Origin of the sequence: Polaribacter sp. Hel_I_88, assembly GCF_000687935.1 — a bacterium.
Taxonomy (GTDB): domain Bacteria; phylum Bacteroidota; class Bacteroidia; order Flavobacteriales; family Flavobacteriaceae; genus Polaribacter.
The window spans coordinates 890,795-905,428 of record NZ_JHZZ01000001.1 but is presented as its reverse complement, the minus strand read 5'-3'; the positions used below and the strand labels follow the sequence as shown (position 1 = coordinate 905,428).

15 protein-coding genes are annotated in these 14,634 nt (G+C 29.7%); 5 read left to right on the top strand and 10 right to left on the bottom strand.

From position 1 onward, the window contains the following. The first annotated feature begins 44 nt into the window (after positions 1–44). The 3 genes from clpX to P161_RS20005 all read left to right on the top strand — a co-directional run bounded on the left by clpX (position 45) and on the right by P161_RS20005 (position 4,180). Positions 45–1,286, top strand: a complete 1,242-nt coding sequence (gene clpX / locus P161_RS0104020) for an ATP-dependent Clp protease ATP-binding subunit ClpX (RefSeq protein ID WP_026775773.1) — start codon at positions 45–47, stop codon at positions 1,284–1,286. A gap of 262 nt (positions 1,287–1,548) precedes the next feature. Continuing rightward, complete coding sequence (dnaG, locus tag P161_RS0104015) at positions 1,549–3,609, top strand: DNA primase (protein ID WP_026775772.1); 2,061 nt, start codon at positions 1,549–1,551, stop codon at positions 3,607–3,609. A gap of 439 nt (positions 3,610–4,048) precedes the next feature. Further along, positions 4,049–4,180, top strand: coding sequence for a hypothetical protein (locus P161_RS20005; protein WP_302846535.1), 132 nt, complete (start codon positions 4,049–4,051; stop codon positions 4,178–4,180). Positions 4,181–4,459: 279 nt separating this feature from the next. Here the strand turns inward: P161_RS20005 and nadE are convergent, their stop codons facing one another. Beyond that, the gene (gene nadE / locus P161_RS0104000) at positions 4,460–5,248 is read right to left on the bottom strand and encodes an NAD(+) synthase (RefSeq protein ID WP_026775771.1); all 789 of its coding nucleotides are present in this window, start codon (positions 5,246–5,248) and stop codon (positions 4,460–4,462) included. A 59-nt stretch (positions 5,249–5,307) separates the two neighbouring features. On the opposite strand from nadE, the gene gldB reads away from it, so the two are divergent. Then, positions 5,308–6,267 (top strand): gliding motility lipoprotein GldB, encoded by a 960-nt coding sequence (gene gldB / locus P161_RS0103995; protein WP_026775770.1) that lies wholly within the window; start codon positions 5,308–5,310, stop codon positions 6,265–6,267. Continuing rightward, positions 6,267–6,602: a gliding motility protein GldC gene (gldC, locus tag P161_RS0103990; protein WP_026775769.1), complete on the top strand. Its 336-nt coding sequence runs from the start codon at positions 6,267–6,269 to the stop codon at positions 6,600–6,602. Before gldB ends, gldC begins: the two co-directional genes overlap by 1 nt. A gap of 4 nt (positions 6,603–6,606) precedes the next feature. Here gldC and folK read toward each other — a convergent pair whose 3' ends face one another. The 9 genes from folK to P161_RS0103945 all read right to left on the bottom strand — a co-directional run bounded on the left by folK (position 6,607) and on the right by P161_RS0103945 (position 14,474). Beyond that, on the bottom strand, positions 6,607–7,731 hold the full coding sequence (folK, locus tag P161_RS0103985; protein WP_026775768.1) for a 2-amino-4-hydroxy-6-hydroxymethyldihydropteridine diphosphokinase: 1,125 nt from the start codon (positions 7,729–7,731) through the stop codon (positions 6,607–6,609). A gap of 200 nt (positions 7,732–7,931) precedes the next feature. Continuing rightward, the gene (locus P161_RS0103980; protein ID WP_026775767.1) at positions 7,932–8,825 is read right to left on the bottom strand and encodes a tetratricopeptide repeat protein; all 894 of its coding nucleotides are present in this window, start codon (positions 8,823–8,825) and stop codon (positions 7,932–7,934) included. A gap of 117 nt (positions 8,826–8,942) precedes the next feature. Beyond that, positions 8,943–9,791, bottom strand: a complete 849-nt coding sequence (locus P161_RS0103975) for an IS3 family transposase (RefSeq protein WP_036841223.1) — start codon at positions 9,789–9,791, stop codon at positions 8,943–8,945. After that, positions 9,737–10,195 (bottom strand): helix-turn-helix domain-containing protein, encoded by a 459-nt coding sequence (locus P161_RS0103970; protein WP_026775765.1) that lies wholly within the window; start codon positions 10,193–10,195, stop codon positions 9,737–9,739. Before P161_RS0103970 ends, P161_RS0103975 begins: the two co-directional genes overlap by 55 nt. 202 nt (positions 10,196–10,397) lie before the next feature. Beyond that, positions 10,398–11,180 carry a hypothetical protein gene (locus P161_RS0103965; protein WP_026775764.1) on the bottom strand — a complete coding sequence of 261 codons (783 nt, stop codon included), beginning with the start codon at positions 11,178–11,180 and terminating at the stop codon, positions 10,398–10,400. 170 nt (positions 11,181–11,350) lie between these two features. Beyond that, complete coding sequence (locus tag P161_RS0103960; RefSeq protein WP_026775763.1) at positions 11,351–12,001, bottom strand: hypothetical protein; 651 nt, start codon at positions 11,999–12,001, stop codon at positions 11,351–11,353. Between the two features lie 213 nt (positions 12,002–12,214). Beyond that, positions 12,215–13,108, bottom strand: coding sequence for a hypothetical protein (locus P161_RS0103955; RefSeq protein ID WP_026775762.1), 894 nt, complete (start codon positions 13,106–13,108; stop codon positions 12,215–12,217). Between the two features lie 113 nt (positions 13,109–13,221). Continuing rightward, positions 13,222–14,070 carry an IS3 family transposase gene (locus tag P161_RS0103950; RefSeq protein ID WP_231494773.1) on the bottom strand — a complete coding sequence of 283 codons (849 nt, stop codon included), beginning with the start codon at positions 14,068–14,070 and terminating at the stop codon, positions 13,222–13,224. After that, entirely contained in the window at positions 14,016–14,474 is a 459-nt protein-coding gene (locus P161_RS0103945) for a helix-turn-helix domain-containing protein (protein ID WP_026775760.1), read from the bottom strand. The genes P161_RS0103950 and P161_RS0103945 overlap by 55 nt, the downstream gene beginning before the upstream one ends. Positions 14,475–14,634 lie beyond the last annotated feature (160 nt).

The window sequence follows — 14,634 nt, the reverse complement described above, 5'->3', positions numbered from 1 at the left end:
GAAGAGCCAAAAAGCAATCAGCGAAAAAGCAAAAAGCGAGACAAATGTCGAAAGAAGAGAATTTAGAGTGTTCGTTTTGCGGACGAAAAAAAGCAGAAACAGATTTACTAATTGCAGGGATGGATGCCCACATTTGCGATAAATGTATAGAGCAAGCTCATGGAATTGTAGAGGAAGAAATTTCTGACTCAAAAACAAGTGGCTTGTCAAAAGATTTAACTTTAAAAAAGCCAAGAGAAATCAAAGCGTTTTTAGATCAATATATTATTGGGCAAGTAGAAACAAAAAGAGCAATGTCTGTTGCAGTTTATAATCACTATAAACGTTTGTTGCAAACTAAAGATAATGAAGAGGATGATGTAGAAATCGAAAAATCTAACATTGTTTTAGTTGGGGAAACTGGTACAGGAAAAACGTTGGTTGCAAAAACAATTGCAAAAATGTTAAATGTTCCTTTTTCAATTGTAGATGCTACTGTTTTAACACAAGCAGGTTATGTTGGTGAGGATGTAGAAAGTATTTTAAGCAGACTTTTACAAACCGCAGACTATGATGTTGAAAAAGCACAAAGAGGTATCGTTTTTATTGATGAAATAGATAAAATTGCCAGAAAAGGCGATAATCCATCAATAACTAGAGATGTTTCTGGTGAAGGTGTGCAGCAAGCTTTATTAAAATTACTAGAAGGAACTGTTGTAAATGTAGCACCAAAAGGAGGTAGAAAACATCCTGAGCAAAAATTTATAGAAGTTGATACCAAAGAGATTTTATTTATTGCTGGAGGCGCATTTTCAGGAATTGAAAAAATTATCAGCAAGCGTTTAAACAGACAAGCAGTTGGTTTTGCAGCTTCTTTAGCAGATGATAAAATAGATGAAGGTAATTTGTTGCAATACATTATTCCATCAGATTTAAAAGCATTTGGTTTAATTCCAGAAATTATTGGTCGTTTACCAGTGTTAAGTTACATGAACCCTTTAGATGCTGAAACGTTACGTGCCATTTTAACAGAACCTAAAAATTCAATTATCAAGCAATATGCAAAATTGTTTAAAATGGATGATGTTGATTTTACCATCGAAGAAGATGCTTTAAATTATATCGTTGGCAAAGCAGTTGAGTATAAATTAGGCGCAAGAGGATTACGTTCTTTATGCGAAGCTATTTTTACAGATGCCATGTTCGATTTACCAAGTTCTGACGAAAAGGAATTGAATGTTACCAAAGAATATGCAGAAGCAAAATTAACAAATACAACGTTAAAGAAATTAAAAGCGGCTTCTTAATTTTTTTTGGGCGTTCCCTAAAGGTCAGGCTTTTCACTATATCTTTTTTCTGAGTTCTCGATACAAATTTGCTAAAAAGCAAATTCACTCGAACTAAGAAAAAAGGATGTCGTTTCAATCCTTAACGCACATAGCAAATTTAAAAAAAAGAAGTTATAAAATAATATTTTCAGACCTCACAGGTTTTCAAAACCTGTGAGGTCTTTGTTTTTAAAAGACGAACTTCTTACTATATTTGTACTATTAAATAAAATTATTTTAAATGATATCCAGAAGTACCATAGACCGAATTTTTGAATCTGCGAGAGTGGAAGAAGTTATTGGTGAATTTGTACAACTAAAAAAAGCAGGAAGTAACTTTAAAGGTTTAAGTCCATTTACGGATGAAAAATCGCCTTCTTTTATGGTATCACCAGTAAAACAAATCTGGAAAGATTTTTCTACAGGAAAAGGAGGGAACTCCGTTTCTTTTTTAATGGAACATGAACACTTTTCCTATCCAGAAGCCTTAAAATGGTTAGCTAAAAAATACAATATAGAAATTGAAGAAACTGAACAAACAGATGAGCAGAAAGCGCAATTAAATGAGCGTGAAAGCATGTATTTGGTTTCTAATTTTGCCAAAGACTATTTTCATAATTTAATGCTAAACACCAATCAAGGCAAAGCTATTGGTTTAAGTTACTTTAAAGAACGTGGTTTTACAGACGAGACTATCAAAAAATTTGATTTAGGATATTGTTTAGATGAATGGGATAATTTTACAAAAGCAGCGTTAGCAAAAGGCTATGATTTAAAATATTTAGCATCAACAGGTTTATCAATTGTAAAAGAAAACAGACAATTTGATCGTTTTAAAGGGCGAGTTATGTTTCCTATACATTCCATGTCTGGTAGAATTTTAGGTTTTGGTGGCCGAATTTTAAAGGTTGATAAAAAAGCTGCAAAGTATTTAAACTCTCCAGAAAGTGATATTTATCACAAGAGTAAAATTTTATACGGAATTTATCAAGCTAAAAAAGAAATTGCAAAACAGGATAATTGCTTTTTAGTAGAAGGGTATACAGATGTTATTTCTTTCAATCAATCTGGAGTGGAGAATGTAGTTGCATCTTCAGGAACTGCGTTAACTTCAGATCAAATTAGGCTGGTAAACAGATTAACAAAAAATATTACAGTTTTATTTGATGGAGATGCAGCTGGGATTAGAGCGTCCATTCGTGGAATCGATTTAATTTTAGAACAAGGAATGAACGTAAAAGTGGTTCAGTTTCCTGATGGTGAAGATCCAGATAGTTTTGCAAAAGCACATTCAGAAACAGAATTAAAAGAGTTTTTAGAAACGGCTGCTCAAGATTTTATCAACTTTAAAGTTTCGATGTTGTTAAAGGATTCTAAAAACGATCCTATAAAAAAAGCGACTGTAATTAGAGATATTGTTGCGAGTATTTCTAAAATTCCAGATTCTATTCAACGTGAAGTATATGTACAAGAATGTTCTAGAATTATGGAAATTTCAGAACGTGTTTTGTTTAGTGAGTTAGCGCAAATTTTAAAGAAAGACGCTACAGAAAAATCTAAAAAGAGTTCTTATAATACTGCAAATAGCAATGCTAATTTTAGTCAAAATACAAATTCGAATCCAAACCCGAATGTAGATCCAAATGAGCCACCTCCAGAATATTTTTATGAACAGGAGCAAGCTGCAATGGGTTTAGTTAAAGGTGGGCAAGGATTACTAGCTAACAAAATAGATCAACTGACTATTTTAGAACAAGAAATTATTAGAATTTTATTGTTGTATGGAAATGAAGAAGTAGATTTTGTTGAAGAAGTTACCAATGTTGATGAAAATGGAAGAGAAAAAATCATCAAAAGAAAATATCAAAATTCAGTTTCGTCAGAAATATATTTGCATTTGCAAGATGATGAAATTGAGTTTTCCAACGCTATTTTTCAAGAAATATATGTTGATATAATTCACCAATTAAATCAATCTCAAAAACTAGAAATTGATAAATTAGTGAATAGCAAAAACCCAAATATTGCAAATACAGTAACTTCTATCTTAATGGATGAAGAAAAACATCAATTAAGTAATTGGGAAGCTCAAAACATTTTTGTTACGCAAGCCATAGAGGTTTTAAGCAAAGCTGTAAACGATGCTGTTTTTAATTTACGAAGAGTTTTAATCGGTAAAAAAATTGATGAGCTTATGAAAGAAGCTAAAGAAGATGCTTCTATAACAATTGATTTAGAGACCATTAAAAATTACACAAGTCTTAAAATTCGCCTTTTCGAAAAACTAAACAGAGTAGTATAAGTTTTTTTTAATTGTTAAATTCTAGAAAATAATCATAAAATATAATAGATTTTATATTTTATAATTAAAGAAAATACCATATCACTAAAAATACGCTCAAATTCGTTTTTATTTTAAATATATCTTACTATTTGACTATTTTTGGCATTGAAAAGGAATTAAAAAAATCATGAAAAAGGCATTTAAAATATTAAAAATTGTTCAGTTATTTTTGAAGCTACCATTTGATATCTCTAATGGTTCAAAAAAAAGAGCTTCTTTAAAAATTAAAAAATTGATGATTTCGGCTAATTTATTATAGCTTTAAAACATCATACTCCCCTTGTTTTGTATAATAATAAAATAATTTTTAATTAGGGTGTTTTTCCTATATGCTCAATAAGAGATGTTTATTTCTTTTTTTGTATATTTACAGTGCTATAAAAAATAAAAAAAAGTCATGAAAAGAGTATTTCAAATTTTAAAAATCATTCAACTATTTATTTTCTTACCATTCGAAATTTCAAAAGGATCTAAAAGAAGAGCGTATATGAGAATTAAAAAGATGATGATTGCAGCTAATTTGTTATAAAAATTAGTCAAACAAAAACTTAATTAAAATGCCCTAACAGAAATTGTTAAGGCATTTTTTTGTTTTATTGAAAAAGGTAAAAGTCAATCTTACGTTTAATTGCTAAAGGTGAATTTTATAAGTAATTGCGTCTTACAAATATATAACAGTTTAAAAATGACACATTTTTTTAAAATCATAAAAATTATTATTCTTTTTATTTTATTGCCCATAGAAATTTATAGAGGCTCTAAAAAGAAGGCGTATATGAGAATAAAAAAATTGATGGTTGCTGCAAATTTACTGTAATTCTTCTGGAATTTCACAAACAGGTATTGCAACCATTTTATGTTGATTTATCTTGTTTAACCTTGTGTAAATCTTAAAAACTTCTAAATTTCGTCCAGAAAAATCAGCGTCAGTTTTACCTTCATCTTGCATTTTCATTGCCCATTCTAATTCATCATAAGATGCACCAATTTGGTCTTCATCTGTTCTACTATCACCAAACAATCCATCAGTAGGAGCTGCTTTTTGTATAGAATTTGGTACGCCTAAATAAGCAGCCATTTCATACACTTCAGATTTCATTAAATCTGCAATCGGACTTAAATCTACTCCTCCATCACCATATTTTGTGTAAAAACCAACACCAAAATCTTCCACTTTATTTCCTGTTCCTGCAACCAATAAACCATGAATGCCTGCCAAATAATACAAACTTGTCATTCGTAAACGAGCTCTTGTGTTTGCTAAAGATAAATCCACTTTTGCTTGGTTATCAATAGTAGGAACTTCACTTTTAAAGTTTTCGAAAGTAGCAGTTAAATCAACTTTAACTTCACTAACATTTTCAAAACGCTTTTTTAGCTGTGCAATATGTTCTTCGGCTCTAGAAACTTGGCTTGCTGCTTGGTGAATTGGCATTTCTACACACAACGTTTTTAAACCCGTTTTTGCGCATAAAGTAGATGTTAAGGCAGAATCAATTCCACCAGAAACACCTACCACAAAACCATTTACATTGGCCTTTATTGCATATTCTTTTAACCAATTTATAATGTAATCAGCTACTTTTTCGGTCTTCATTTATAAACTATTTTAGTATTTTTATCGTTCTTAAACTGAGTTACTAAGATACAAATATTATGAGATTTTCTTTTGCAGTATTGATTGTTTTATGTTTACTTTTTTCGTGTTCTGATAAAAATCAACCCAAAATTGATGTTTCTAACATAAATGTTGATTTTTCCATCAAAAGATATGATGTCGATTTTTACAATGCAACTAAAGAAACCTTACCAACTATAAAGTTAAAATATCCTTATTTATTTCCAGACGTATTTACAGATAGTTTATCCTTAGCAAAAATTTACGATGCTGAAGAACAAGAATTATTTGCTGAAACACAAAAAATATATCAAGATTTTTCAACGGAAGACAAGCAATTAACATTACTTTTTAAACATGTAAAATATTACAATCCAAAGTTTAAAGCTCCTGATGTCATCACCATGTTAAGTAATATCGATTATGAAAGTAGAGTTATTTACGCAGATAGTTTGTTGCTAATTTCGTTAGATGTATATCTTGGGAAAACACATCCTTTTTATGGTGATTACCCAGCCTATATCAAAGAAAATAACACCAAAGAACATATTATAGTAGATGTAGCAAATTCGATTATTGAAAAACAATTGTATGCAAATACAAACAGAAATTTTATATCGAAAATAATATTTGAAGGAAAAAAAATGTATTTGTTAGATGCGTATTTGCCAGAAGTTTCTGAAAGGCAAAAAATAGGATACTCAGAAGATAAATTAAACTGGGCAAAAGCAAACGAAGAAGAAGTTTGGATGTATTTTATAGATCGAAAAATATTATTTAGTACCGATACAAAATTGAATCAACGATTTATTGAAATTGCACCTTTTTCTAAATTTTATATGCAGCAAGATGATCTTTCTCCAGGAAGAATTGGAGTTTGGATGGGTTGGCAAATTGTGAATTCGTACATGAAACATAATGATGTATCTTTGCAAGAATTATTAAAAATGGATGAAGAGGAAATCTTCAAAAAATCTAAATATAAACCGAAAAAGTAATGTCAGTAAAGCATAATTCAGAAGTAAAATTTAAAATAGGTTTAGACGAAAACAAAGTTCCAGAAGAAATTTCTTGGAGTGCAATTGATGGAGGAATTAATAATGAACCTTCTAAAGCAGTGATGATTTCTGTTTGGGATCATAAGAAAAAAGACACGTTACGCATGGATTTGTGGACTAAAGATATGCCAGTGGATGAAATGAAACAGTTTTATCATCAAACCTTAGTTTCTATGGCAGAATCTTTTGAAAGAGCTACAGACGATGCAAAAATGGGAGCAACTATGAAAGATTTTTGTGACTATTTTGCAGAAAAATTAGAGCTTAAAAAATAAATGTTTACGCCTTTTTTATTTGATTGATTACATCTTCATAATCTTTTGGATTATGAACAAAATCAATTTCTGATACATCAATAATTAAGGCGTTTAAGTTTTGTTGCGTGCTAATAAAACTTTTATAGCCATCGTGAATCTTTTGCAAATAATCTGGCTGAATATTTTGCTCATATTCTCTACCACGTTTTTTAATATTTTCTAAAAGACGGTCTGTATTTTGATACAAATACACGTATAAATCTGGTTTCGTAATTTCTTTATACATCAAATCAAACATTTTTCTGTACAATTTATATTCCTCTTTTTGTAAGGTAATCTGCGCAAAAATCAACGATTTAAAAATATAATAATCAGAAACTACAAAGTTTTTAAACAAATCTAACTGTGCTAAATCATCAGATAATTGTTGATAACGATCTGCCAGAAAACTCATTTCTAAAGGAAACGCATAACGTTCTTTATCTTCGTAAAATTTCGGTAAAAAAGGATTATCAGCAAAACGTTCTAAAATCAGTTTCGCATTAAACTCTTCTGAAACCAAGTTTGCCAGTGATGTTTTTCCTGCACCAATATTTCCTTCAATAGCAATATAATTATACTTTTCAGTAATAGGAATTGGTCTTTTTAATTTTTCATTCACCAAAGAAATCTCTGAGGTATCTATACAATTTTGCAAACAAATGCTAATTTCTTGCTTTATCACAGGATGCATTACAGAATTTGCAATTTCAACCAAAGGAACCAAAACAAACTTACGTTCCAACATTTTTGAATGTGGAACTATTAAATCTTTTGAAAAAATAATTTCATCATCAATTAGTAAAATATCAATATCGATATTTCTATCAGCATATCCTCCAGTATCTTTTCTTTTTCTGCCTAATGTAGTTTCAATATCTAAAAAAAGTTGTAGTATTTTTTCAGCTGGATGAATGGTGGTTATTTTAATACAAACATTAAAGAAATCATTGCTGTCAAAACCCCAAGAAGCAGTTTTGTAAATAGAAGAGATTTTTAAAATCGAACCCACTTTATCAGCAATTAAATCAATTGCATTTTGTAGGTTTTCCAATTTATTGCCTTGGTTTGTGCCTAAAGATAAATATGTAGTTCTTTGAATATTCAATTAAGATGCTGATTAGAAAACCTTAAAACTTTTTAGGTTTATGAAGTTTTTTATGGACTACAAAGAAACAAAAAAGCATAAAAAAATCGTCTACTTATGATGACGATTTTGATATCAATTTTAAATAATAATTTGGTATACGTTTGGAAGTAACTAAAAGCTAATTTTTATTTGTTTTATTCGGATGTTGGCATCAGTTTTTATTTTTTCAGTTCTATTATTTGTTGTTTCGCATATTCTTTAGCTCTTTCATCTCCAAATTTAACAGTCTTTTCATAATATTCAATAGCTTTTTTCTTGTCGCCTTTTAATTTATATCCTTGAGCAATGTTTCCAAGTACAATATAATCTTTCGGGCTTATCTTTTCTGCTCTTAAAAGTGCCTCAATTCCTTTGTCATATTCTCCTGTTATTAAATAAGTAATTGATAGATTAGATAGGCTTTCAATATGATTTGGATAGAATTTCAGAACTTTGTTTGCAATTTCACGCATATTTTTGAGCAAGTCATCATTTCCAGTATTGTACAATTGTAATTGATAATTTTGAATATCTAAAAGAAATTCTTTTTCTCCACCATCATATTTTTCGTTATTAGTCCAAGTCCAATTATTGTTATTTGTAGCTGAATATTCAATTGTTTTTTTAATCTCGGAAGTGAAATTTTTCCAATCAGACATTTCTCCGAAAACAAAGATTTTTCCAAATCGCATATCAAGTCTATTAGGATAAAGTTTAATTCCTTCGTCAATTTTATTTACCCCTTTTTCTAATTCTGTTTGGTCAAAATGAATCTTACTTCCTAAAAAACCTGCTGTTTGATTTAAACTGTCTTTTAATACAAGGCTTTCTCCATTTGGTTGGTCAGTTGACATAGCAAGGATTTCTTGCTTTGATTTCAAAAAATGATAGTTGAAATAGCTTGTGTAAAGTTCCGCATCTTTTGGATTAGCCGAATTCCATTCGTTCAAAACTTTTAATTGATTGATAGTGTCATTAGTCTGACAGTATTTTTGAAATTCAGATTGATAGTCTTGACTAGATCCGATTTGCGAAATTAAAATCGCAATTAATGTTCCTAATATTCTATTCATTCGTTTTTTTTGTATTATACTGAAATAGGTTGACTCTTTTTGGTTACTATTAAGACGTTCAAAAGATTTTTTTTTAGCCGTTTAGAAGGCAAAAAATATTTTGAACTAAGTTTGTTTTTAAATCGTTAGTTCAGTTAAATTTACCTTATTTTTTCGATACGACTTGTATTTGATGTTTGGATTTAAATGCACTTCAGCTGGTTTTCTTAAATTTAGACTAAAATGCGACCTCAAATTGTTATAAATATCTACAGCTTGTGTTGCCATTTCTTGAGCAATATCGGTGTTTTTAAGGGTTCTTTTTAATCCGTATTCATATTTCAAAGTTCTGTTAATACGTTCTGCAATAGCATTTTCGTAAGGGTCGTATTGCTCGGTCATACTCATTTTAATTCCGTTACTTTCAGCAAATTCAGTGTATTTTGGATTACAGTACTGAAAACCTCTGTCTGAGTGATGTATAAGCTTTTTATTAGGATATTTCCTGTTTTTAATAGCCATATCGAGCGCATCTTTGCAAAGTGAAGTTCTCATGTGGTTAGCGAGTTTGTAACCCATAATTTCCTTGGAATAGGCATCTGTTACGATAGCTAAATGGTTATGTCCTTTTTCAGTTTTAATATAGGTAATGTCGCTTACCCAAAGCTGTTCTGGTCGAGTAGGAACTTGGTCTTTCACTAAGTTTTTATATTTTCTAAAAAAATGTTTAGAGTTGTTTGTAGTAACATAGTTTTTCCTTTTTTTGATGAGTAAATTATTTGACCTTAAAAAGTCATAGAATTTATCTCTACCGATATTAATATTTTGATTTATCATGTCAGTTTTAAGGTTAGTATATAGCTTTATACCACCAGTTTCAGAGCCTACTTTCTTGCGATTATCATTTACCATAGTTGTAAGTTTTTGATGGTTTAATTCTTTGTTTTCTTGGACTTTACATCTTTTGTGGAAGGCTTGTTTAGTAATCCCAAAACATTGATAGAGCCATTTTCTTTTAAACGGTTTTTCTTTTTTAGCTCTATCTCTTTTGCTAATGTTTTGGGCAGCGACTTTTTTGACATATCCACTCCAGTAATAAGTTCCATATCTGCAATAATGTCTTGCTGAAAGTCTTTTACAAACTCAAGTTCTTCAATACGTTCCCTTAGTTTTTTAATTTCCTCTAATTTACTCATACCAGTATTTTGTTGCACTAAAGTACTATATTTTTTGATCCAATAGCCAATTGTAGTTCTGGGAACGTCATATTTCTTTGAAGCGAAATTGGTAGAAATTTGACCATTTTGAATTTGATCAATGACGAATAATTTGAGTTCTAAAGTTGCTTTTTCGTAGCTTTTTTTTCGCCAGGGTTGTTTTTGAGTTTTCATAAGTGACTATAATTAAGTGTTTAATTTTTAGTCAACCTATTTCAGGAAAGTACAGATTGGTAAATGGTTGCCAACGTGTTTATATATGGTTTGTTGCGTGTTTCAAGCACCTAATTTAGTAAATAATTACTAACCGAGAAAATCCGAGAGGATTTTCGCAAGTAAGCAAAAAGCAAGCAATAAATTATATATGGTGTTGGCATTAGTTTTTTAAATATTCCACACATTTTAAATATTCCTTTTTTGATATTTCAAACGCTGGTAAATATCTTTTCAAAAAGCTCATTTTCGGATATCTTTTATCTACTTCAATTTCAAAGTCTTTGAAGTCTAATAATTCATATTTAAAAAATGGTTTTCCATTAAATTTCGGCATATTTTCCTCATATTCTTTTGCTCTAAAACAATTTTTGGGAAATTTTGTTGTTGAATACGAACCTACTTGACTTCCAATATGTCTCATAGCACAAAGAATTAGAATTGATTTCTCTGTATTATCTTCTAAATTCAATTTTTCCAAATCAATATTTGTTGATGCAAGATTCATAGGTCTTTGTTTATTTAGTACATCTGAAAAAATAGACAAATAATAATGAGCTAAAAGTTCTTTTTCGTTTGGTAGGTTTTTAAGTTCGTTCTTAATTACTTTTTTATTTTTCAGTTTTTTAATTCCAACGTGTGGACCATTAAAAGAATTCCATTTTAATTTTTTATGTAAATAGTGTCCTACTAAAGTGTTTTCCGATGGTTTTTTAAGGAATTCGTTTGTTAAAATTTGATTTTCTTTTTTAAAAAATTCCTCAAAAAAAGATTTAATTTGTTTAAGTTCTTTAACTTGAAATTCAGAATTATTTTCAGAATTATTTTGTTCCCAAACTGCTAAAATATATTCTGGTACAATTTTATCGTATTCAACTTTATTTTTTTGTCCAAAAGTCGAATTATAAGTCATATAAATTATAATTACGAATAATATTTTTTTCATAGATTTTAATTTCAGATTTGAGTGATTCAAATTAATGCCAACGTGTTTGTGTATGATTAGTGGCGTGTTTCAGCAACTAATTTAATAAATAAAAACCGAATAGAAAATCCGCGAGGGTTTTCGTAAGCAAGCTCGAACTAGCCATTAATTATACACGGTGTTGCCCATAGTTATTTTTCCAATTTCATTTCGTTCAAGCTTATTTTCTCTTTTTTTCTTGGGTATTTTCCGTGCTCAAATGTTAATTCAAAATCGTATTCAAAATTTTCTTTTTCAATTCGTTCCAATGAAACTAAATCAACATTGTAGAAATAGCCAACTCGATATAATTCGTAATCTTCTCCAAGTTCTTCTGGTTCAATAACTATATATATCGAATCTGTGCAATTACACATCTCAAGAGGTAGTGATTCTCCGTCACAAATACTAAAAACGGAATAGCCGAAAGAATTCAGTTGTTCTCTTATATTTCCAAAAGCTTCAGCAAATAGTTTATTATCTAATTTAGTCAACTCAATATTTCTCTCGAAGATATATTCGTTTCCATATTTTTGTAAATCTAATGTGTCTTTTGAAAATCGTTCGTCGAGTAATTTTATTACTTTAGAATCTCTCAATTCAGAAATTTCATTTTTCTTTTTGTCAGATTTCAATGATTTAAGAATTGAATTCTGTTTACTCAATTCAGCATTGACATTTTCCAATTCCAATATTTTAGTTTTTAAAAGACTGTTTTCTTTTAATAATCCACTATTCTCACTCTTTTCAGAACAAGAAAAATTTAGAATTAAAATAAAAAATATGATTGTTATTCGGTTCATTTTTTAATTATGGGCAACGTCTCTGTATATGGCTCGTAGCGTGCAAATTAAACAATTAGTTTCGGATGAAGCACGAGCCGAATTTTTAAATTTTTCTTATTATCTTTTTTCTCAATAAGCCAAATTTAAAAATTTGGCGGACTCGCAAATATACCTTAACTTCGATTAAGCAACTACTTAGCTATGAGCTATATACGTTGTTGCCAGTAGTTATTATTCGTTCTGTTGTTCAGGTTCAATGTGTATTCCCTTTGATTTTCTAACTAAATCTTTGATGAATTCCCTATGTTGCTTTAAATCCTTTTCGGTCAATTTAATTCTATATCGTCCATTTCTTTTTTCGTAGTCCATTACATCAATTCCTCGACTTTCAATTTCGTTTTCTAATTCATCTGATTTTTCAAGTCGAATTTCCATTCGAGTAAAGTTCTTTTTCGCTCTAAACAGCACAAAATTATCTGCTCGACCATTTTGAGCTAAACCTATATAAAACTTATTGTATTTTAATTGATAACCTGGGATTACTTCTGTGATTAATTCCAAAGCTCCGTCAACAATTTTTATGGTTTTCGGTGTTCCTTTTTCTTTCTCCCAATAATTTCGGTCGGTAATTTCACTAATTTCTTCATCATCATCGACCAAACCTAAATTCATTTCGTCAAGCACTTTGTTGAAAGTCAGAAAGTAGTCGTCTCCATTTTTATAGGCTGTAAGTTGAATAGCTATTAACGGGATAGTTCCGTTAAAAAGTCCGATTACATTTAAAAATCTACTCGTAATTTCTTCTGCAATTATTACAGCACAATGTTCATATTGCGGATACCTTTTTCGTTCAATATCCCAATATTCAATCGTTCGGATTATATGACTTTCGTCTGTTTTTCCAAGTTGAATTTCGACTTCGTATCGTTTATTTATATCTGGGTCTTGAAGTAAAATATCTAATCTTCCTGCTCGAAGTTGTTTTCTTTCTTTGTCTTTGAGACTTAAATCTCCAAGTCCAATAATTTCTGGATTTTTGGCGATTATGTCTTGTAACCAACTTTCAGTCAAAACTGGATGGTCTTTTAAATTGACTTTTTCAGGTCGGATTAAATTTATGTTCATAGGTTGGTGTATTATACTGAAATAGGTTGACCTTTTTTTAGTTTAAATTATCCCGTCCAAATTATTTTTTTTAGCCGTTTAGAAGGCAAAAAATAATTTGAACTGCTATTAGTTTAAATTTTAAGTTCAGTCAAATTTAGTTTATTTTTTCGATATGATTTGTATTTGATATTTGGGTTTAGGTGTACTTCAGCTGGTTTTCTTAAATCTAAGCTAAAATGGGTTCTTAAATTGTTGTAAATATGCACAGCTTGATTCGCAGTTTTTTGAGCAATCTCTGTATTTTTAATGCAATTTTTAAGACCATATTCATATTTCAAAGTTCTGTTTATTCTTTCTGCGATTGCATTTTCATAAGGGTCGTATTGTTCTGTCATACTCATAATAATTCCATTATTTTCAGCAAATTGAGTGTATTTTGGATTACAGTATTGAAAACCTCTATCTGAGTGATGAATGAGTTTTTTATTAGGGTATTTTCTGTTTTTAATAGCCATTTGAAGCGCTTTTGTACAGAGAGAAGTTTTCATATGATTATCTAGATTATATCCCATAATTTGCTTGGAATAGGCGTCTGTAACAATTGCTAAATAGTTATGTCCATTATCTGTTTTAATATAGGTTATATCGCTTACCCAGAGCTGTTCTGGTCTAGTTGGCACTTGGTCTTTAATTAGGTTTTTATATTTTCTAAACAGGTGATTAGAGTTGGTTGTTGTCACGTAGTTTTTGAGTTTGGGTACCAGTAAATTATGAAGCCTTAAAACGTCATACAACTTGTCTCTTCCTATTTTAATTTCTTGGTTAATAAAGTCTTGTTTAAGTTCAGCATATAGTTTGATACCACCCGTTTTTTGACCTACCTTTTTACGGTAGTTTTTAACCATTTTAATAATTTTGGTATCGTTTATTTGTTTGATTTTTTGTGTTTTAAGTCTTTTGTAGTAGGCTTGTTTGCTAATCCCAAAACATTGATAGATCCATTTTGTTTTAAAATGTTTTTCTTTTTTAGTTCTATCTCTTTTGCTAATGTTTTGGGCAATGACTTTTTTGCCAAATCGACCCCTGTAATGATTTCCATATCAGCAATAATGTCTTGTTGAAAGTCTTTTACAAACTCCAACTCTTCAATACGTTCCTTTAATTTTTTAATTTCATCGTTTTTACTCATACCAGTGTTTTGTTGCACTAAAGTACTGTATTTTTTAATCCAATAACCAATAGTAGTTCTAGGAACATCATATTTTTTGGAAGCAAAGTTTGTTGAAATCTGACCATTTTGAATTTGGTCAACGACGAATAGTTTGGTTTCTAAAGTTACTTTTTGGTACTTTTTTTTCTGCCAGTGTTGTTTTTGATTTTTCATAAGTGACTATTAATAATTGATGAATTTTTAGTCAACCTATTTCAGGAAAGTACATGGTTAATTACTGGCAACGTGTTTGTATATGGTTTGTTGCGTGTTTTAAGCACTAAAGTTAGCAAATAAAAACCGAATAGAAAATCCGAGAGGATTTTCGTAAGTA

Excerpts from the sequence above, each read along its gene's own strand:
- clpX (WP_026775773.1), top strand. The coding sequence starts at position 45 with ATGTCGAAAGAAGAGAATTTAGAGTGTTCGTTTTGCGGACGAAAAAAA.
- dnaG (WP_026775772.1), top strand. The coding sequence starts at position 1,549 with ATGATATCCAGAAGTACCATAGACCGAATTTTTGAATCTGCGAGAGTG.
- P161_RS20005 (WP_302846535.1), top strand. The coding sequence starts at position 4,049 with ATGAAAAGAGTATTTCAAATTTTAAAAATCATTCAACTATTTATTTTC.
- nadE (WP_026775771.1), bottom strand. The coding sequence starts at position 5,248 with ATGAAGACCGAAAAAGTAGCTGATTACATTATAAATTGGTTAAAAGAA.
- gldB (WP_026775770.1), top strand. The coding sequence starts at position 5,308 with ATGAGATTTTCTTTTGCAGTATTGATTGTTTTATGTTTACTTTTTTCG.
- gldC (WP_026775769.1), top strand. The coding sequence starts at position 6,267 with ATGTCAGTAAAGCATAATTCAGAAGTAAAATTTAAAATAGGTTTAGAC.
- P161_RS0103980 (WP_026775767.1), bottom strand. The coding sequence starts at position 8,825 with ATGAATAGAATATTAGGAACATTAATTGCGATTTTAATTTCGCAAATC.
- P161_RS0103970 (WP_026775765.1), bottom strand. The coding sequence starts at position 10,195 with ATGAAAACTCAAAAACAACCCTGGCGAAAAAAAAGCTACGAAAAAGCA.
- P161_RS0103965 (WP_026775764.1), bottom strand. The coding sequence starts at position 11,180 with ATGAAAAAAATATTATTCGTAATTATAATTTATATGACTTATAATTCG.
- P161_RS0103960 (WP_026775763.1), bottom strand. The coding sequence starts at position 12,001 with ATGAACCGAATAACAATCATATTTTTTATTTTAATTCTAAATTTTTCT.
- P161_RS0103955 (WP_026775762.1), bottom strand. The coding sequence starts at position 13,108 with ATGAACATAAATTTAATCCGACCTGAAAAAGTCAATTTAAAAGACCAT.
- P161_RS0103945 (WP_026775760.1), bottom strand. The coding sequence starts at position 14,474 with ATGAAAAATCAAAAACAACACTGGCAGAAAAAAAAGTACCAAAAAGTA.